Raw genomic sequence first — 18753 nt, 5'->3', positions numbered from 1 at the left:
ACTCCAACTCAGATGGTGATGGAACCGTTCAACAGACCGTATACTCCCGCGATGCAGCCGACCGCCGCGATGAGAAAAAGGATCCAGTCCGTTGTGCTGAAGACTTGCTTGTTCTGCTCGCGCCGCGCCCAGATATAAAGAACGGTGCCCGGGCCGTATAAAATCGCGGAAAGAAGAAGGAACTTCGTGCCGCCCGCGAACAGCAGAAAGATCGTGTAGAGAACGGCGACCGCAGCGATAATCATATCGCGCGTGCGCTTCTGCGCTTGGCCCTCATAGGTTTCGCCTCGATGGGCCATGAGAAGGCCATACCCGGCAACGAGCAGATACGGAATGAGTGCCATCGCGCTTGTGAGATTGAGCATCAATGCAAAGGCGTCTTGCGACCAATAGGTGGTGATAACGAAGAGCTGCACCACGATGTTGGTCAGCCACAGGGCAGCGGCAGGTACCTTGTTGGCGTTCTCTTTCGCAAAGAGCCGGGGCATATCGTTGGTGCGAGCAGCCGTAAAAAGAACTTCGGCGCAAATTAGGGACCATGCGAGATACGCGCCAAGGACTGATACGAGTAGCCCGATACTGACAAACACAGCTCCCCAATGTCCGACCACGGACTCAAGAACGGCGGCCATGGACGGCTGGCGCATTCCAGCAATATCTGCACGCTCCAGAACCGCGTAGGGCAGCATGCTGACCAAAACCATCAAGCACGTGACCAGGGCAAATCCCAAGATGGTCGCGGTTCCGACGTCCGAGCGCTGCTTGGCATAGCGCGAGTAGACGCTCGCGCCTTCGATCCCGAGAAAGACAAAGACAGTCACGAACATGGTCGCACGAACCTGTTCGAACAGGCTCGTTTCCGGCATGTTTGTGCCGCCCCAGAAGTTCGCACGGAACAGATCGAATTTAAACGCCAGGAACAGGATGAGAATGAAGACCAGAATCGGAATGATCTTGGCGATGGTGACGACGGTGTTGATGAAAGTCGCCTGCTGAATTCCCCGCAGGATCATGAAATGGAAAATCCAGATCCCAAGCGAGGCAACAACTATCGCTATAGCTGTGTTTCCGTCGCCGAAGACGGGAAAGAACGCGCCCAAGGTGGATTTGATTAGAACCCAATACGACACATTCCCGATGCAGCTTCCGACCCAGTAACCAAAGGCCGAAAGGAACCCGGGATAGTCGCCGAAGCCAGCTTTGGCATAGGCATACACACCGGCGTCAAGATCGGGTTTGCGCTCGGCGAGGAACTGAAAGACGCGAGCAAGCAAATACATTCCGGTGCCCGCGATGCTCCAGGCAATCAAGGCCCCAAAGGGGCCCGTGGCAATGCCGAATGTTCGCGGCAAGGAAAAGATGCCCGCGCCAACCATGGAGCCAACGACCATGCCTGTCAGCGCATACAGCGACAGCTTCTGTGCCGAGTTCGACGCCATTGTATTCCCCTGCAATACGCAATCAGATCAGCGTGGTTCGTGAGGGTCGCAGCGAGTGAATTGGACGAGAAGGAGAAGGCATTAGGTGCGCAGTGAAACTGTGCTCAAGGAATTGGCGATCAGACGGTTAATTGTTTGATCGTTTAAAAGGCCTGATAATGGATAATTTGAACAGGTTTCACGAAGCGCAAAAGCACGATAGCAAAAACAGTCTGTAAGCGGAACATAATTGTCGATGCGACTGCGGATTGCGCGGCGCCATGAAAAAAGATGGCTAATGAGGACGCCATAGTTCTTGCGCGCCGCCGCAAGCGATGAAGAGCAGAATGAGATAATAGAGAACGTACAGATTATAGAGTTGCCCATCGCCATTATAGATGCGCCGGACCCAATCCGAGCATGCCATCGTTCCGGCGGCAACCGCGTTCCAGAATCCAACTGCGCATGGCGGAGTCAGAGTGCTGCAAGCGGACGTACAATAATCGTAGACGCTCTCGTTGCCCGATGGCGAAAGCGCCTCAGGAGACCGTCCGACGTCGTTGCTCCGTCGCAAACGTCTGATGAATAGAATGAGGCCGAATAATCCCGCTGATCCAGCGACCGCATACAACATCGTCGGCAGAGGGTTCCATGCGCCATAGATGAGCTCAAGCGACATCCCATACCAAATGAGCGTCGACGCGAAGTAGGGATCGATTGCCTGAGATAAAGGTTCGAGAAGCAATTTCGGATAGAACGCCATCACGATAATGCCCAAAGCCAAAAGCGTTTGAGGCACCAGTAACGCCCATGGCGCTTCGTCTATTTGTTCAACGTTGCGGCGAGGCTTCTCAACGAAGACAGCAGAAAGGAAGTGCCACATGTAGAGAAAGCCGACAAACGTCGACAGCACGCCCACGACAACAAGCACGTACCATTGCTTTCCCATCATGGAGCTCAGAAGCAGCCATTTTCCGCCGAAGCCTGTCAGCGGCGGCAATCCAGACATCGCGAGAATTGCAAAGGCAGAAAGAGCAAACGTCAACGGCATCCTGCGCGCAAGACCGCCGAGATCCGAAAAGCGGCGAACGCCGGTTCGCAGAATGATGGCCGCAACCGAAAGGAATAGGATGCCTTTCACCATCAGATGATGCGCAGTCAGATAAAAAGCTGTCACCCAGCCAAGGTGACTGGTCAGGGCGATCGCGGTGACGATGTATCCGAGCTGGCTCATGCTCGAATAGGCGAGCATACGTTTCATGTCATCTTCGCGGAGCGCCAGCATTGCCCCAAGCAATGTGGTGAGCATGCCGATCACACCGACGGCATAGGCGATATTGAGGTTCGTTTCTGAGCGGATGGCGATATACGTCCCAATCAGCAAGCCGAATACTGGCACCTTGCTGACCAGCGCGGAGAGCATCGCAGATAGGTCGTCCTCGGCTTCCGCGTACGCCCCGGCGACCCAAACGTGTACGCCAATCGCGCCAGCCTTGATGAGAAAGCCAACGGCAAAGAGCAGGAAGGAGGCCGCACTTTCAGATCCCGCAGAGCGAAGCGCGGTGAGGTCGGTGGTTCCAGATACAGCTGCCGCAATAGCAAATCCTGCGAGCAGGAAGAACGCAGCGACGAGTGAAAACAGAAGGTAGCGTTGCGCATCGTGTTCGGCATTGCGCCCACGAAGTATCAGCAGATACGATGAGAGCGTAATCAACTCCCAAACAAAAAAGAACTCGAGGCTCGTCGTCGAACGAGGGAGCATCAACAGAGACAGCAACATCACCGTCAGCAGCGCATGAAAGCCGGGACGTCTGTCGGAGCGATAAAGACAGGCGAGCGAGAGAACGAAGGCGCCAGCGGATAGCAGCGCGGCGAACAAAAAGCTGATCCCGGAAAGATCGCCAACGGACCAGAAGCCGATAGCCAATATGATGAGCGATACGATCGCCGACTTTGTGCGGCCAGGAAGTGCGTCGATCAGATAGACGCCGATGCCCCCCAAAATTGGCACAACAAGCCAGTGCTGAGAAAGCCCCGCAAGCACGGCTCCATAAAATCCACAAACCAGTAGGAAAAGCGCCGCGGCAACGGGCGGCAAGAGAAGCCACGGATTGTGATCCGTTTGATGATCCGCAGTATCCGAATTCAAGTGAACGACGCGCCCGAACCAGCGAAACAGATAGGCAGCCTCAAGCAGCGAGCCAACGAGGATAGCAAAAATCCAGCTATAATTTTCCGCGGCGGCGAGCGTCAACACGAGGTGCCACTTGGCCCAAAAACCTGGAAATGGAGGAAGGCCCGCTAAGGCGGCAAAGAATACGCAGAACGTAATGAGCAGCAACGGCCGCTTCATGAGAACTGCAAAGTCATCGATCGATCGCTTGCCGACATAGGCAGCAATCCAGAAAAGACCGGCTTTAGCCAGCAGATGATTGACGAACAGGCCAACCACGACGAGCGGCATGGTACCGCCGCCTGTAGGGTACAGCAGAGCAAGTGCCGCAACGAGCAGACCCATCTGTGCGATTGAAGAGCAACCAAGAAGGCGCTGCGCGTTATCCTGCCTGAGCCCGACGATGTTCGAAAAAACGAACGTGACCACGCCGAGAAACGCAATGAGGTGCAGGTGTGTGTCGAACAGAGGCAGGAGTTTATAGAGCGCGAAGAAAACACCAGCGGAGACAGCAGCAGAAATAAAAGCGGCGATTGGCGCGGGCGCCGTCTCGTAAACGTCGAGACCCCAACCATTTGCGGGGAATGGCTTTAGTTCAACGAGCAAAGCGCCAAGAATGAAGGCGAGCCCAGCAAATGCAATCAGCCCGACAATCTCGCTACGGCGAGCAATTAAGAAGTCGATATTGAGAAGCCCGGTCGCGGCGTAGAGTAAAGCGATGCCGAGCAAAAGAAACGCCGAGGCGAGCACAGTCGCCATGATATATTTGAAGCTTGCAGACTGCGCAGCGGGGCGGCTTCCAAGCGCGAGGAGGCCGTACGTGCCTATCGAAACAACCTCGATAAACACAAATAGGTTGAAGAGATCCCGAGTCATCACCAGGCCTTGCAAGCCCGTTACGATGATGAGGTAGATCAGGAAAACCGAATACGTTTCGTGCAAGATGTAAACGGTGCCGAGCAGTGCGATCGTGAGAACGCCCAAGCAGAAAATACATTCTGCAATGCCCATTCGAAGATTGATCGAGTAGGGAGGCGTGCTGCCGCCCGTCAGTATCTCGACATCAGGCGATCCGCTCAAAAGCGAAATGAGCGTCGCGATGACAATCAACGCCATTGCCATCAGAATTGACACCAGCGCGAAGCCAGCCCACGCTTTGCTCACGCGGTTCAGCAGCGGAATGAGAAAGCCGCCTCCGAAACCGAGAATAAAGATATTCAGGGGGTGCAGAAGCGCGGTTACCATTTGGAATCCGCAAGCGCATCAATCGAAAGGGTCTTCTTGGAATCGTAAAGGCGCACCGCATACGCGAGCATCATAGCGGTGACCGAAAGACCGATGACGATCGCTGTAACCACAAGCGCCGACGCAACGGGATCGACAGCCCGTGTCGAAGCCTCCTGTATCGGCAAGGCGCGATCGATAATGGGGGCGGTGCCGCCCGCAACATATCCCAGCGACACAATGACGGCGTGAATGCCGGTATCAATGAGCGAGAAGCCGATAATGATCCGCAGAATGTTTCGGTGTGTCAGCATCCCCCACAGACCAATCAAGATCAGCAGGAAGCCAGTCCCCAACACGAGCTTCGATATAGGTAGATCGAACACGAAACGCTCCTGACTTCACGCGTCAGCCACGGAACCGAACAATAATCACGCCCAGCTCGCAGCCGACCTTTATCCCGAGCAACAAAGAGAGAATCGGAATTGATCCGGCGCTGAAGAGAGAGCCGAAGGTTCCGAGCGGGAGGATTCGGCTGTCGAAAAATCCGCTCGCAAACACCAATCCAGCTACACCGGCTAAAACGAACAGGATGCCCGCAATCGACTCTGTCGCGCTGAGAAACGCGAGATCGACGCCAACTTTTGGCAATGCCAGCAAGAGCAGCAAAATCCCTGACGCGATCACGGCGCCGCCCTGAAATCCGCCGCCGGCTGACAGGTGTCCGTTCATGATGATGTAGGCAGCAAATATCGCTATCATCGGAAGTAGGATCCGTGCGCCGTTCTCTACGATTTCCGTGGCGGGTTGGGCGGGTGGCAGCGTTGCGTCGACTTTGCGCCGCCGCTGGTTGCTCTCGCCAAGAACGAGGCCGACGCCAGCAGCTACCATGAAAAGAACGGCAACTTCGCCGATTGTATCGAAGCCTCGATAGGCAAGGAGAATGCCGGTTACGACGTTCGGCGCACCGAGGTCGCGCGGAACGAGTGTCAAAAGACTTTGCCCGAGGGGAGTCGCCACGTCCCGCACGATGACATTCGCGTCAATGCCAGCGAACAGAACTCCAAGCAGGGTAATGGCCAGCACGACAAAAGCGTGTCTCACCGATCGCCCCCCGATATCGCTTGTGCGTCGTTGTCTAGGCTCTTCGCATCACCGCCGCCAAACATCGGCACTCCGAGTGCCAATGCCGCGCGCGCGAGGGCATGGGAGGAGATCGGGTTCGTCATGAAGATGAAGTAGACGATAATCAGTAGCTTCCAGGTCCAGCCAGGATGGTAGAAAGCGATGCCAAGGACGATCAGCGTGCTGCCAAGTGTCGTCGCCTTGGTGACCGCTTGTAGTCGCGTAAACGCGTCCGGCATGCGGATGAGGCCAAGGCCGGCCGAGAAATGAACGCCCGCGCCGAGCAGAACGAAGATGCTTCCGATCAACTCAAGCACGTGTCATTCCTTCGCGTATCCGGTTCGGCGGAGTGCCAATAGGAAGATGAACGTGGAGAGCCCCGATCCGATGGAGGCTTCAGCCATAGCGACATCAGGCGCAGCGAGCAGGACGTAACAGACGGCGGCGAACAGGCTCGAAAGGCCCGCGCACACGACAGCCGCAAGAACGCTTGAGAGACGCACGGCAAGAAGAGCGCTTGCCAGCATGCTGGCGCAGAGCAGGATTGCTAGCAGCTCAAGCATCTTAAAGCCCCCGCTCAAGATAACGAGCAACCGCCAGCACGCCAAGGAAACTCAATCCGCCGTAGATGAGAGCCACATCGAGATAAACGAAGCGGCCCGATACGTGCGCGTAAAGGACGATCAAAGACGTCGAGACGATTGTAAGCATGTCGAGCGCCGCGATGCGATCGATGACGGTCGGTCCGCGCGCCAGTCGAACAACGCCGAAAACCACGCTGAAAAAGATCAGCACTGCAGCGACAAGCAGAATACGATCAGCCAAAGACCTGCTCCAAATGCTTCTCGAAAGGTTCCAGGATTGTTTGCGACGCCGTCTCGGCGTCGGCATTCAGGCAGTGAACGAGAAGGCAGTCGTCATCCATCCCCAAAACCAGCGATCCCGGCGTCAGCGCGATAGAGTTTGCGATTGCTAAGCGCCCGATGGGCGATTTCAAATTCGTTTTGAGCTTGACGGTGCCTGGACGGATGTCGAGGGCGGGCGAATAGATATGGCGCATCAAATCAATGTTTGCACGCACCAGCTCGACGATGAAAACGCCTGTATATCTAATGAAGTGTAGGACCTGCGCGGAATTGAAATTGAAACCCCGCCAAACACTGGTGCTTCGCACGAAGAAAATTGAGAGCGCCAATGAAATGAACGCACCCGCCGAAATAGTTTCAATGGCTAGCGATGAATTGATCGCGAGCCAGATAAAGAACAATAAGAACCACAGTCCCCAAAAACCCTTTGGCATGGGCCCCTACCGTTACTCAGCCGCCGATCGCGTACTTGTCGGCGGTATTACGCGCTAGATTAAATCTAAAACGCCCAATGGACAACGGTGTGTACACGAATTAATTTGGCGTTTCGGTCGTTCCGACTTCTATTCTAAATTTTTATGAACTTGGTCTGGGTGTCCACCCGCACCAGCGTCATTCGCCTGCTATTATCGATATCACTTAAAATTGGAGATCGGTGGTGGCGCGCCGCCGCTCTGTGCTCCGGCAGGTGATCAGTATGGTGAACTACCAAATGATAACCAAACGATGAGCGTTCCAGTCGCGTTTGATGAAGTTCGTCGTAAGTCATCGATTGCTACGAGGTTATAGCGGGCGTCGCTTTCACGGTCGAATATGACTCTGACGACGGCTACGGAGTTCAAGAATGCGCGGCAGGAAGATTGCATTTTCGGCGCTCTTATCGATAGGCGCGCTTTTGATTTCCGGATGTAAGGAAAAAGCCGCCGAGGATCACGCGATTGCGCGTCCGGTTCGAACCGTCACGGTTGAGCCGAGCAAGGCGTCGACGCCTTTGACATTTACCGGCCGCATCGAGTCAGCGGACGAGGCCGCGCTCGGCTTTCGCATCGGCGGGCGCATGATCGAGCAGAAAGCCAGTGTCGGTGAGCGCGTCGAAGGTGGACAGTTGCTCGCGCGGCTTGATCCGCAGAATGAGATGAACGCACTGCGCTCGGAGCAGGCAAATCTCACCGCGGCGAACGCGAGGCTTACGGAAGCACGAAACGCGTTCGATCGCCAGAAAACACTGTTGAGCCAAGGCTGGACGACGCGGGCCATACACGATCAAGCCGAGCGGGAATTCAAAACAGCAGAGGCCCAAGTCGATTCTGCGGAAGCGCGCTTGCAGAAGGCGAAAGACCTGGTGAGCTTCACGGAGCTCCACGCCGACGCACCCGGGATCGTCACGGAAACGGGCGGAGAATCCGGCGAGGTTGTTCAAGCTGGGCAAATGATCGTTCGATTGGCGCGCCAGGACGGACGCGACGCCGTGTTCGACGTTCCGGCGCAAGTACTTCGAGCGGTGCCAGCCGATTCAAAGATCGTTATTCGCTTGGCAAATGACGCAAACGTTTCGGCGATAGGCAGGGTCCGGCAGGTCGCGGCTCAAGCAGACCCGGTAACGAGAACATTTGAAGTAAAAGTCGGGCTTGAGAATCCGAAGACGGAAATGCGGCTGGGGGCTGCTGTAACAGGCAGCGTAGACACGACCGACGAGGGGCATATCGAAGTCCCGGCGACGGCGCTGACGAACGATAACAATCGGCCCGCTGTCTGGCTGGTCGATACCGAGAAGCAGACAGTGCTCCTACACAACGTCGATGTGGCGCAATTCAATCCGGCAACTGTGCGCATCTCTCACGGACTCGAAGTCGGCGACGTCATCGTGACGGCTGGAGTCCAGGCGCTCCATCCAGGCCAGAGAATTCGCATTCTAGGATCTGGAAACTGATGCGGCTGAATCTCTCAACCTGGGCGCTCAATCACCGGTCGCTCGTCATCTATCTCATGCTTGTAGCGGTTGCTGCTGGCGTATTTTCCTACAACAGGCTCGGAAGAGCCGAAGACCCGACGTTCGTGATCAAGACGATGCTGGTCCACGCGGCGTGGCCCGGTGCAACGATCGAAGAAACACAAAAGCAGGTAACGGAACGGCTGGAGCGGAAGCTTCAGGAAACGCCGGAGCTAGATTTTCTGCGAAGCTTCACGCGTGCCGGGGTAACAACGATCTTCGTCAATCTCAAAGGAAGCACAACTGCGCAGCAGGTTCCAACGATATGGCAGCACGTGCGCAACAGTATCCGCGATATCCGTGGCACCCTGCCTGCAGGGGTTATCGGCCCCGGCTTCAATGATCAATTCGGCGATACGTTCGGCATCATCTACGGTTTCACGTCAGACGGATTCTCTTTCCGCGAGTTGCGCGACTACGTCGAAGAAATCCGCTCGAAATTGCTGCATGTTCCGGACGTTTCCAAGATCGAAATCCTCGGCGCTCAGGACGAGAAGATCTTCATCGAATTTTCGATCAAAGAGCTTGCTGCGTTAGGCCTTGATCGCGTTGCACTTATCAACGCATTGCAGACACAGAATATCGTTCGGCCCGGCGGCACGATTCAAACGGGAGACGAGACACTATCACTTCGCACAACAGGAACGTTCGAAACCGAGAACGACATCGCCAACGTCAATTTCTCGGTCAGCGGTCGCATGGTCCGCCTAAGCGATATCGCGACGGTAAGGCGTGGCTTCTCCGATCCGCCGCAACCGACGTTCCGTGTGAATGGTGCGCCCGCGATAGGTCTCGCGATTGCGATGAAGGAAGGCGGAGATATTCTGGCGTTAGGGAAGAACGTCACGCGCGCCATCGCGGAGGCGAAGGCGGAACTTCCGATCGGAATTGAACCGCATCTCGTTGCCGATCAGGCGGTCACGGTCGAGACGGCGATCTCGGAGTTCATGACCTCACTTTGGCAGGCGATAGCGATCATTCTGGTTGTCAGCTTCATCAGCCTGGGAGTCCGGCCGGGTCTGATTATCGCGCTATCTATTCCTCTAACACTTGCCATCGTGTTTGCGATCATGGATCTGGCAAACATCGATATGCAACGCATCTCCCTAGGCGCGCTCATCATCGCGCTTGCCTTGCTTGTCGACGATGCCATGACGACAACGGACGCAACGTTGACGCGCCTGGCGGCGGGCGATGCACCTCAAGTCGCCGCGTCGTTCGCTTTCAAAACCTATGCTGTTGCAATGCTGGCGGGCACGCTCGTAACGATGGCCGGATTTGTGCCGGTCGGGTTCGCTGCAAGCTCTGCCGGCGAATACACATTCTCTCTCTTCGCGGTCGTCAGTATTGCATTGATCGTTTCGTGGTTTGTCGCGGTTGTCTTTGCGCCTCTCTTGGGCATCTTTATTCTGAAGCCACCGAAGACAGAAAAAGGCGCGGAACCGGGCCGCATTATGAGCACGTTTCGGAAGCTGCTCGATGGAGCGGTGCAGAGGAAATGGCTCACGATCGCCGCAACTCTTACGCTGTTTGCGGGAGCCGTTCTGGCGATGCCACTCATTCCAAATCAATTTTTCCCAGCGTCGGACCGGCCAGAGCTTCTCGTCGATCTACGCCTGCCGCAGAATGCATCGATCGATGCAACCAGCAGGGTGGTTGCGCACGTCGATCAATTATTGAAGAACGATCCCGATGTCGAACGATGGAGCGCATATGCCGGACGTGGCGCTATTCGTTTCTATCTACCGCTCGACGTTCAGCTTCCGAATGACTTCTTCGCGCAAACAGTCATCGTCGCAAAGAACGTTGAAGCGCGAGATCGACTTCACGCCAAGCTTGAAAAAACACTTGCGGAAGAATTGCCGTCTGTTGTCGGCCGCATCTATCCACTTGAGCTTGGGCCGCCGGTTGGCTGGCCGATCCAATATCGCGTAAGCGGCCCCGATGTTGCGAAGGTGAGGGATATCGCGTTCCAGCTTGCCGCGGTCATTTCCCAAAGCCCCGATGCGGTGAATGTCAATTTCGATTGGATGGAGCCAACTCGAGAGGTTCGCATTGCAATTGATCAGGACGAAGCGCGGCAACTCGGGTTGAGTTCCGACGCTATCGCTCAGCTTCTGCATACAGTCGTTTCCGGAACGCCGATTACCCAAGTTCGCGACGACATCTATCTCGTCGATGTGGTTGCGCGTGCGGTCGACGAACAGCGCGTATCGTTGGCAACCCTGCGCAACATTCAGGTGCCGGTCGCAAACGGCAGGACCGTTCCACTCAGCCAGTTCGCAACATTTGAATACACTCAGGATTTCCCGGGAATTTGGAGGAGGGATCGCGTTCCGACGCTCACTGTGCAAGCTGGTGTCAAATCTGGCGCTCTCCCGGAATCCGTCGTCAAAGCGCTTGCTGAAAACGTCGCGAGCTTACAAAGCAAGTTGACGCCGCCGTACCGAATTGCAACGGGCGGAACTGTCGAAGAAAGTCAGAAGTCGCAAGCCTCGGTCGTAGCCGTCGTTCCGCTCATGCTTCTGATCATGCTGACGGTACTGATGGTTGAGCTGCAGAGCTTCCAAAGACTGGCGATCGTCTTGAGCATCGCACCGCTTGGCCTGATAGGCGTCGTGGTGGCCCTCCTTGTGTCCGGACGTCCGCTGGGTTTCGTTGCTATTCTCGGCATTCTGGCGCTGCTCGGCATGATTACCAAGAATGCGGTCATCTTGATCGGGCAGATCGAGAGCGAACGAGCACAAGGAAAGAACGTGCGCCAAGCGGCAATCGACGCGAGTACAACGCGCTTCCGGCCAATCATGCTGACGGCCGTCTCGACCGTTCTCGGCATGATTCCCATAGCTCCAACCGTCTTCTGGGGGCCAATGGCCTTTGCAATAATGGGCGGTCTTTTGGTCGCGACTATTCTGACGCTCGTTCTTCTGCCAACTCTGTATGTCGCTTGGTTCGAGTGGGCTGAAAAAGGTGTGAAGGCGCCAGAGCCAGTCAGCGGCTAGTCAATTTCGTACCAGCACGATGAAACCGAACGCGCGTGCTCCGCGTTTGGCGGTTGCGGCGATCGCCGCAAAACTCCGTCATACAAGCGAGGCACATGATGCAGGCGAGCCCACCCGAGCTCTTGTCACCTTGGCGCACGGAAAAGCGTGTCGCTTTGCAAGCTGACGCCCGTGCATTCGCGCGTGAGACGGTTCTGCCTATCGCCGATGAGCTTGATCCCAAAAAGGGCGAGATGCCCCGCTCATTGATAGATGCCATCGGACAGAAGGGCTGGTTCGGAATAACGATCCCGGAAGACAGCGGCGGCCTTGGCCTCGGCATATTCGAATATTGCCTCGTCTCGGAAGAACTCGCGCGCGCGTGGTTGTCCGTCGGCAGCATTCTTGCGCGCGGACAAGGATTAGGCACGCAGACGCTTGATCCGGATCGCCGCGCTGCCTTGCTGCAAAAATCTGCGCGCGGTCAATGGATCGGTTCAATCGCATTAAGTGAGCCGGAGGCGGGATCGGACCTTGCCGGAGTTGAGACGAGGGCTGTCCGCGACGGCGATACCTGGCTTCTTACCGGCACAAAGCGGTGGGCTGGCTTCGCGCTCCACGCGGATTTCATTGAGGTGCTGGCGCGCACGCGAGATCCGAAAGAAGGAGAACCGCGGTCGGCGGGCTTAGAGCCATTTCTCGTTGTCAAAAAGCCGGGCACGTTTCCTGCGGGCATGACCGGACACGTGATCGACAAGGTCGGATATCACGGCTTCATGACGTACCAACTCGAACTCGACGCCGTTCGCGTTCCGGAAGCCGACCGCCTCACAGGCCTCTATGGAGACCAAGGCGCCGATGCGGACGCGGGCGGATTTGCGTCGGTGCAGCGCGGCCTCAACATCGCGCGCGTACACACGGCAGCGCGAGCAGTCGGCGTCGCGCAGGGTGCTTTGGAAGACACATGGGCCTATCTGCAAGAGCGCGAGCAATTCGGACAAGCGCTTGCGGAATTCCAAGCCCTTCGTTTCGCGCTCGCCGACATGGCGGCGGATGTGGCGCAAGCGCGAGCCTATTGGCATCAGGTCGCGCATCTGCTCGACGCGGGCGAGCCCGCAGAAACAGAAAGCGCGCAGGTGAAGCTTTTGGCCACGGAGATGGCCGTGCGCGTCACCAACCAAGCCATGCAACTTCATGGCGGCAATGGATACACAACCGAACGCCGCGTGGAGCGCTACTGGCGCGACGCACGCCTCACCACGATCTTCGAGGGCACCAGCGAAATCCAGCGCCGCATCATCAGCGACCGCTTACTCGGAAAGTAGCCTCGACGGCGGCCATGGTAGCGCCGCCGACGAACGTCTATACGCCCCTCTCATCGCTCATGCTCGCTTGCCGCTTTGGAAAGCTGGTGCAGATCTCCGGTGTCTTGCCGATAGACTTTCTTCCGCCGTGGGGATCTCAACACGACGTAAAACAGCGGCGTCAGGAACAATCCGAACAATGTCACTCCGAGCATGCCCGCAAACACGGTGATGCCAGTCGCGTGACGCACCTCGCTGCCAGCGCCTTGGCTGAGCAGCAGCGGCAGCGATCCGGCGATAAATGCGACGGATGTCATAATGATCGGACGCAACCGAAGCAGGCACGCTTCAAGCGCGGCCTCTATCGTGCTTTTGCCCTGCAACTCGAGTTCGCGCGCAAACTCGACAATGAGAATAGCGTTCTTACACGCAAGACCCATCAGAACGACGAGGCCGACCTGCACGAACACGTTGTTATCGCCACCGGCCAACCACACGCCGGTCAGTGCCGAACAAATACAAACCGGCATGATCAGGATAACCGCCAGCGGCAACGTCCAGCTTTCGTACAGAGATGCGAGAACCAGAAACACGAGCATGATCGCCACAGGGAATACGATGATGGCGGCATTGCTTTGGCTGACTTGTTGATAGCTGAGATCGGTCCATTCCATTTCGATCCCACGCGGCAGCACGCGCTTGGCGATCTCGGTAATTGTATCGATGACCTGTGACGACGATAGAACGTTTGCATCCGCGTCGCCGATGACGTCGGCAGCCGCATAGCCGTTGTATCGCACGACCGGATCCGGCCCGTAGGTCGGTTCGACGGAGACGATTGACCCAATGGGCACCATCTCGCCGCGCACGTTGCGCGTACGAAGCTCCTTAATATCCTGCGCCGTCTGACGGAATGGAGCGTCCGCCTGAACCATCACCCTATATACGCGCCCGAACTGGTTGAAGTCGTTGACGTACGCAGATCCGAGATAGACCTGCAGCGTATCGAACAGATCCGTCAGCTCCACGCCTTGCGCTTTGGCCTTGAGGCGATCGACCCGAAGTTCCAACTGCGGGATGTTCGATTGATACGAGCTGACGGGATAAGTCATCCCAGGCGTTTGCGCGATCTCGGCCTGGAATGCATTGAGCGCGTGCTGAAGCGCACCGTATCCAAGTCCGCCTCGGTCCTTCAGGTAAAGCGAATAGCCAGACCCGTTGCCCAGACCCTGGATAGGAGGTGGCAGCAAGGCATAAGAGAATCCCTCCTTGATGCCCGCAAACTTCGCATTGAGCTCTGCGTTGATCTCGGTGGCTGTACGCTCGCGCTGATCGAACGGTTTCAAAATGACGTACGACGTCGTTATGTTCGGCGTATTCACTGACTGCAAGGCATTCAGTCCGGCATACGCAGGCACAAACTCCACACCGTCGATGCTGCCCGCAAGCTCATTCATTTTCTGCGCGACCTCGGCGGTGCGAGCCAGAGAAGAGCCCTCAGGTAGCTTCGATCCGGAAAAAAGATAGAGCTTGTCTTGGGTGGGTATGAAGCCACCAGGCACCAGCTGAAACAGAAAGACTGCCATTCCCAGCAGAGCAATATAGATAGCGAACGCAGCGCCTCGCCGAGAGAAGGACCGCCGCACCACGTCCTGGTAGCCCTGCGCGGTACGCTGGAAGAAACGATTGAACAATCGGAAAAACCATCCAAAGGCAAAATCCATTGCGCGCGACAGGCGGTCTTTCGGTTCCGTATTCGATTTAAGAAGCTTGGCCGCGAGTGCCGGAGACAGCGTCAAAGAGTTGATCGCCGATATCACGGTAGAGACGGCAATGGTCACCGCAAACTGCTTGTAGAATTGTCCCGTCACGCCCGAGAGAAACGTCATCGGCACAAATACGGCGCAGAGCACCAGGGCGATCGCTATGATCGGACCGGATACCTCTTGCATGGCCTTGTGCGCCGCCTCACGAGGCGAAAGGCCGTGCTCGATGTAGCGTTCAACGTTTTCGACAACGACAATAGCGTCGTCGACGACGATGCCTATGGCCAGAACCAGCCCGAATAGCGTCAGCGTGTTGATCGAATAGCCGAGTATATAGAGGCAGGCGAATGTGCCGACCACCGAGACAGGCACGGCAATCAGCGGAATGATCGATGCGCGCCACGTCTGCAGAAATAGAATGACGACGAGAACGACGAGAAATACCGCTTCAACGAGGGTATGCTGCACCGCGCGGATTGATTCACGGACGAAAACGGTTGGGTCCCACACGGCACGATAGACCACGCCCGGCGGGAACTGCTTTGCGAGTTCGTCCAGCTTTGCATACACAGCGTCTGCTACGCCCAACGCGTTGGCCCCGGGCGAAAGGAAAATGCCCACGGTCGACGCGTTTTTGTCGTTTTGAAATACGCGCATCGTGTAGTCGCCTGCACCCAGCTCGACGCGTGCGACGTCGGAAATGCGTACGACTTCCCCGTCAGCACCCGTCTTGATGACGATGGCGCCGAATTCCTGCTCGGTCTTCAGCCTGCCGCGAACATTGATTGAGAGTAGGAACTCAGTGGACAGCGGCGACGGCTCGGCACCCAGTTGCCCCGCCGAAACCTGCACGTTTTGTTCGCGCACGGCATTCAGAACGTCGGTGGCGGTAACGCCACGCGCGGCGACCTTGCTTGGGTCGAGCCAGATACGCATCGCGTAATCACCGGCGCCATAGACACCAACGTCACCGATGCCGACGATGCGAGACAGCTCATCCTTGACGTTCAGCGTGAGGTAATTGCGTAGATAGAGAGTGTCGTAGGTATTATCCGGAGAGTAGAGGCTCACGTACATCAGAGGGGTGGGCGACTGCTTCTGCGTCGTAACGCCGAACTGCCGAACCTGTTCGGGGAGTCGGCTCAGCGCCTGAGCGACCTTATTCTGCACGCGCACCGCAGCTGTGTCCGGATCAACGTCCGGCATAAACGTAACAACAATCTGCAGGCTTCCGTCGGACCCCGCGACGGACTTCATGTACATGATGCCTTCAACGCCGTTGATAGCCTCTTCCAAGGGCACGGCAACCGTTTCTGCAGTTTCCTTCGGGTTTGCGCCAGGATAGGTGGCTCGAACGACGACGCTCGGAGGGACCACCTCGGGATATTCGCTGACCGGCAAGATTGGAATGGCTATCAGGCCAAGCGAGAAAATCACAATCGAGATGACGATCGCAAAGATGGGTCGATCGATGAAGAAGCCGGAGATATTCATAGCTTCGCCCCAACGCGCGTAGCGTCAACCATTGGCACTTCCGACGCATCGACCGGTGTGCCGGACGCGTAGATCCGTTGCAGGCCGCCAATGATCACCCTGTCGCCGCGCGACAATCCCTTGTCGACGACGCGGAGACCTTCCGCTGTACGCCCTAACACAACATCCCGGCGCTCAGCGGTGCCCGCAGCGCCCAGCACGTAGACGTATTTGCGATCCTGATCCGTCAACACGGCCTTGTCGTCGATGAGAACAACCTGCGTTTCATCGGCATTCGCAAGCTCCACGCGCGCAAACAGTCCAGGGGTAAATTTCCTGTCCGCGTTCTGCAGCTTGGCGCGCAGACGGATTGTGCCGGTTGTCGAATTGACTTTGTTGTCGACAAAATAAAGCGTGCCCCGGCTTGGATGGCCCGCTTCACCAACAAGGCCGACGCGCACCGGCAGACCGTCTATCCCACGTCGCGTTGCGAGTGCGCGGTAGCGAAGGAAGCTATCTTCATCGGGATCAAATTCAACGTAGATGGGATCCTGCGACACGACAGTAGCTAGCAGCGACCGGTCCGCAATCGCCAGATTGCCGACAGTCAACTCAGCGCGACCGACGCGGCCGTCTATCGGAGCGCGAACCTGTGTGAATTCAAGATTGAGTTTTGCAATTTCAACTGCGGCTTCGGCATCCAGAACGTCAGCTTTGCTTTGCAGATAAATCGCGTGGCGCGACTCTGCCTCGTCTTCCGAAATCGTCCTATTAGGAAGGAGTTGTTGCGCTCTTTTGTGACGAATATCGGAGAGCAAGACCGCGGCGCGCACCCGTTCCAATCTCGCTTTCGCGCTGTTCAATGCTGCCTGATACGGACGAGGATCGATTGTGACGAGCACGTCCCCGCGGCGAACGTCATAGCCTTCCCTGTAAGAGATCTTCTCTATGTAGCCGCTGACCCGTGGTCGAATGTCGACGGTCTCAACAGCCGAAATGCGACCGGGGAAAGAATCCCACTGGCGAACGAGCTTCGCAAGCACTGGCGCAACATCGACCTTCACTGCCTGTGGCTCTGCTGCGCTCAAGGAGGATGCAAAACCTAGAGAGGCTAAGACGAAGGCGACCGATATACGTTTGGCGCGGGCCAACCGGCGCGAACGTCCATCGCACAGCGATGTCTTCAGATGCGACACAGGCATACTCATTGTGATTCACAATCCGTTTAATTAGGAGTCCGCCTTACTGCCGCGAACAGTTCTGTCGGACATTCGCTGGTCGACCCAGCCGTCCAGTTCATCGAAAAACGTCGCGGGAGCTATTCTGCTGAACCGCTTTGCGATGTCGCCGAGCGATTGAGATGCAAGGCTCAAGCGCATCGCCTTCTCTGCTTGCAGCATAACGCCGTGGATCGCGCACACACCGCCTGAGGCCCAGCGTGGAGGGCAGTCGCCGTACAGTGCGCAGCGCCGGCGCACCTCTTGGCAATCAAAGAGCGGCTTCTCGCCTTCGATGGCGTCGACGATATCGAGGAAAGTGATTTGTGCAGGTGGGCGCGCCAATCGATAACCGCCGCGGACACCTTCATGTGCCGAAACTATTCCGGCCCTTTCAAGCTTGGGCAGAATCTTCGCGAGGAAGGTCGGAGAGACGCCCTGGAGTTCGGCAAGGTCTCGACTGCTCATCGCGGGATCATCGCGAACTGCAAGCCATAACAGGCAGTGGATCGCGTATTCGACGCTGGTTGTTATATGTGCCATAACGCGGATAATATCAGTCCGAGTTATTTCGTCAAGAAGAACTAAGACTAAACAAGTCCGCGTTTATGGGAAAAGTGACGCACTTCGTCGAAGCAGGTGCAGTTGCTCTGCAGGACGATAATTGTGAGAGACGACCGTCGAGGCGTTTAAGCTAGCTTCTCCGTCAGCCAATGCTGGAGTGTATCGCGTCTGCGAGCCGTTGTGCTGGCCACAGCGGCGGCGGCGAGGTCACCGATTGAAACAGCGCGGAGTTCGGCCCGCCACGCAGTCTCTGCTCTGTTGAACACCGCGTGGATACCGCATGGCCGGCGGAAGTCGCCGGCATTTCCACCACATGGCCCCTGTTGGCGAATTTCAGAGCATCGAAACGCTCGCCCATCGCCTTCGATGGCCGAAACGATGTCCCACAGTGAGATCGCGCTTGCCGGTCGTGCAAGACGGTATCCGCCAGTCGGTCCCTTAATCGAATCGACGATCCCCGCGCGAGCAAGCGCTTGCATGTGCTTGGCCATGTAGGCTGGTGGCAAAGCGTGGAACTCGGCCAACGCGTTCGCTGGCAAACCTCTGCCCGCGGGCAGCGCCGAGAGCAGAACGCACGCATGCGCCGTCCACTCAACTCCATCGCTCATCTTCATATGCTTGGTTCCAGTTGTCCTATTGCGGATAAGAAATA

At 56.7% G+C, this 18753-nt stretch carries 15 protein-coding genes; 3 read left to right on the top strand and 12 right to left on the bottom strand.

What is annotated here, in order from left to right; genetic code table 11:
• Positions 1 to 8: 8 nt before the first annotated feature.
• From DLM45_RS04195 to DLM45_RS04160, 8 genes are all read right to left on the bottom strand, one after another.
• Positions 9 to 1439: a basic amino acid/polyamine antiporter gene (locus DLM45_RS04195; protein WP_181335728.1), complete on the bottom strand. Its 1431-nt coding sequence runs from the start codon at positions 1437 to 1439 to the stop codon at positions 9 to 11.
• A 274-nt stretch (positions 1440 to 1713) separates the two neighbouring features.
• The gene (locus DLM45_RS04190; protein WP_181335727.1) at positions 1714 to 4836 is read right to left on the bottom strand and encodes a complex I subunit 5 family protein; all 3123 of its coding nucleotides are present in this window, start codon (positions 4834 to 4836) and stop codon (positions 1714 to 1716) included.
• Positions 4830 to 5201, bottom strand: coding sequence for a sodium:proton antiporter (locus DLM45_RS04185; RefSeq protein ID WP_343062235.1), 372 nt, complete (start codon positions 5199 to 5201; stop codon positions 4830 to 4832). Before DLM45_RS04185 ends, DLM45_RS04190 begins: the two co-directional genes overlap by 7 nt.
• Before the next feature lie 22 nt (positions 5202 to 5223).
• Positions 5224 to 5919 carry a hydrogen gas-evolving membrane-bound hydrogenase subunit E gene (gene mbhE, locus DLM45_RS04180; protein WP_181335726.1) on the bottom strand — a complete coding sequence of 232 codons (696 nt, stop codon included), beginning with the start codon at positions 5917 to 5919 and terminating at the stop codon, positions 5224 to 5226.
• Positions 5916 to 6257 carry a monovalent cation/H(+) antiporter subunit G gene (gene mnhG, locus DLM45_RS04175; RefSeq protein WP_181335725.1) on the bottom strand — a complete coding sequence of 114 codons (342 nt, stop codon included), beginning with the start codon at positions 6255 to 6257 and terminating at the stop codon, positions 5916 to 5918. Before mnhG ends, mbhE begins: the two co-directional genes overlap by 4 nt.
• Positions 6258 to 6260: 3 nt before the next feature.
• Complete coding sequence (locus tag DLM45_RS04170; protein ID WP_181335724.1) at positions 6261 to 6503, bottom strand: Na(+)/H(+) antiporter subunit B; 243 nt, start codon at positions 6501 to 6503, stop codon at positions 6261 to 6263.
• A 1-nt stretch (position 6504) separates the two neighbouring features.
• On the bottom strand, positions 6505 to 6765 hold the full coding sequence (locus tag DLM45_RS04165) for an MrpF/PhaF family protein (RefSeq protein WP_181335723.1): 261 nt from the start codon (positions 6763 to 6765) through the stop codon (positions 6505 to 6507).
• Positions 6758 to 7240 (bottom strand): Na+/H+ antiporter subunit E, encoded by a 483-nt coding sequence (locus DLM45_RS04160; protein ID WP_181335722.1) that lies wholly within the window; start codon positions 7238 to 7240, stop codon positions 6758 to 6760. Before DLM45_RS04160 ends, DLM45_RS04165 begins: the two co-directional genes overlap by 8 nt.
• Positions 7241 to 7650: 410 nt before the next feature.
• On the opposite strand from DLM45_RS04160, the gene DLM45_RS04155 reads away from it, so the two are divergent.
• From DLM45_RS04155 to DLM45_RS04145, 3 genes are all read left to right on the top strand, one after another.
• Entirely contained in the window at positions 7651 to 8736 is a 1086-nt protein-coding gene (locus DLM45_RS04155) for an efflux RND transporter periplasmic adaptor subunit (RefSeq protein ID WP_181335721.1), read from the top strand.
• Positions 8736 to 11798: an efflux RND transporter permease subunit gene (locus tag DLM45_RS04150; protein ID WP_181335720.1), complete on the top strand. Its 3063-nt coding sequence runs from the start codon at positions 8736 to 8738 to the stop codon at positions 11796 to 11798. Before DLM45_RS04155 ends, DLM45_RS04150 begins: the two co-directional genes overlap by 1 nt.
• A gap of 95 nt (positions 11799 to 11893) precedes the next feature.
• A complete protein-coding gene (locus DLM45_RS04145) occupies positions 11894 to 13102 on the top strand; it encodes an acyl-CoA dehydrogenase family protein (RefSeq protein WP_181335719.1) in 1209 nt (402 codons plus the stop codon).
• Between the two features lie 50 nt (positions 13103 to 13152).
• On the opposite strand, the gene DLM45_RS04140 is transcribed toward DLM45_RS04145, so the two are convergent.
• The 4 genes from DLM45_RS04140 to DLM45_RS04125 form a co-directional block, all read right to left on the bottom strand.
• Positions 13153 to 16341: an efflux RND transporter permease subunit gene (locus DLM45_RS04140; RefSeq protein WP_181335718.1), complete on the bottom strand. Its 3189-nt coding sequence runs from the start codon at positions 16339 to 16341 to the stop codon at positions 13153 to 13155.
• Positions 16338 to 17384, bottom strand: coding sequence for an efflux RND transporter periplasmic adaptor subunit (locus DLM45_RS04135; RefSeq protein ID WP_210269790.1), 1047 nt, complete (start codon positions 17382 to 17384; stop codon positions 16338 to 16340). The genes DLM45_RS04140 and DLM45_RS04135 overlap by 4 nt, the downstream gene beginning before the upstream one ends.
• Positions 17385 to 17549: 165 nt before the next feature.
• Positions 17550 to 18080, bottom strand: coding sequence for an RrF2 family transcriptional regulator (locus DLM45_RS04130; RefSeq protein WP_181335717.1), 531 nt, complete (start codon positions 18078 to 18080; stop codon positions 17550 to 17552).
• Between the two features lie 146 nt (positions 18081 to 18226).
• Positions 18227 to 18715, bottom strand: coding sequence for an RrF2 family transcriptional regulator (locus tag DLM45_RS04125; protein WP_181335716.1), 489 nt, complete (start codon positions 18713 to 18715; stop codon positions 18227 to 18229).
• Positions 18716 to 18753: the final 38 nt, after the last annotated feature.

The organism is Hyphomicrobium methylovorum, assembly GCF_013626205.1.
In the GTDB taxonomy this organism is placed as follows: domain Bacteria; phylum Pseudomonadota; class Alphaproteobacteria; order Rhizobiales; family Hyphomicrobiaceae; genus Hyphomicrobium_B; species Hyphomicrobium_B methylovorum.
Note: the sequence above shows the minus strand (reverse complement) of the source record. Positions and strands in the feature narration are given on the sequence as shown.

What these genes read in the sequence shown, in the direction of transcription:
- DLM45_RS04195 (WP_181335728.1), bottom strand. Translation starts at nt 1,439, where the DNA reads ATGGCGTCGAACTCGGCACAGAAGCTGTCGCTGTATGCGCTGACAGGC.
- DLM45_RS04190 (WP_181335727.1), bottom strand. Translation starts at nt 4,836, where the DNA reads ATGGTAACCGCGCTTCTGCACCCCCTGAATATCTTTATTCTCGGTTTC.
- DLM45_RS04170 (WP_181335724.1), bottom strand. Translation starts at nt 6,503, where the DNA reads ATGCTTGAGCTGCTAGCAATCCTGCTCTGCGCCAGCATGCTGGCAAGC.
- DLM45_RS04160 (WP_181335722.1), bottom strand. Translation starts at nt 7,240, where the DNA reads ATGCCAAAGGGTTTTTGGGGACTGTGGTTCTTATTGTTCTTTATCTGG.
- DLM45_RS04155 (WP_181335721.1), top strand. Translation starts at nt 7,651, where the DNA reads ATGCGCGGCAGGAAGATTGCATTTTCGGCGCTCTTATCGATAGGCGCG.
- DLM45_RS04150 (WP_181335720.1), top strand. Translation starts at nt 8,736, where the DNA reads ATGCGGCTGAATCTCTCAACCTGGGCGCTCAATCACCGGTCGCTCGTC.
- DLM45_RS04145 (WP_181335719.1), top strand. Translation starts at nt 11,894, where the DNA reads ATGATGCAGGCGAGCCCACCCGAGCTCTTGTCACCTTGGCGCACGGAA.
- DLM45_RS04140 (WP_181335718.1), bottom strand. Translation starts at nt 16,341, where the DNA reads ATGAATATCTCCGGCTTCTTCATCGATCGACCCATCTTTGCGATCGTC.
- DLM45_RS04130 (WP_181335717.1), bottom strand. Translation starts at nt 18,080, where the DNA reads ATGGCACATATAACAACCAGCGTCGAATACGCGATCCACTGCCTGTTA.
- DLM45_RS04125 (WP_181335716.1), bottom strand. Translation starts at nt 18,715, where the DNA reads ATGAAGATGAGCGATGGAGTTGAGTGGACGGCGCATGCGTGCGTTCTG.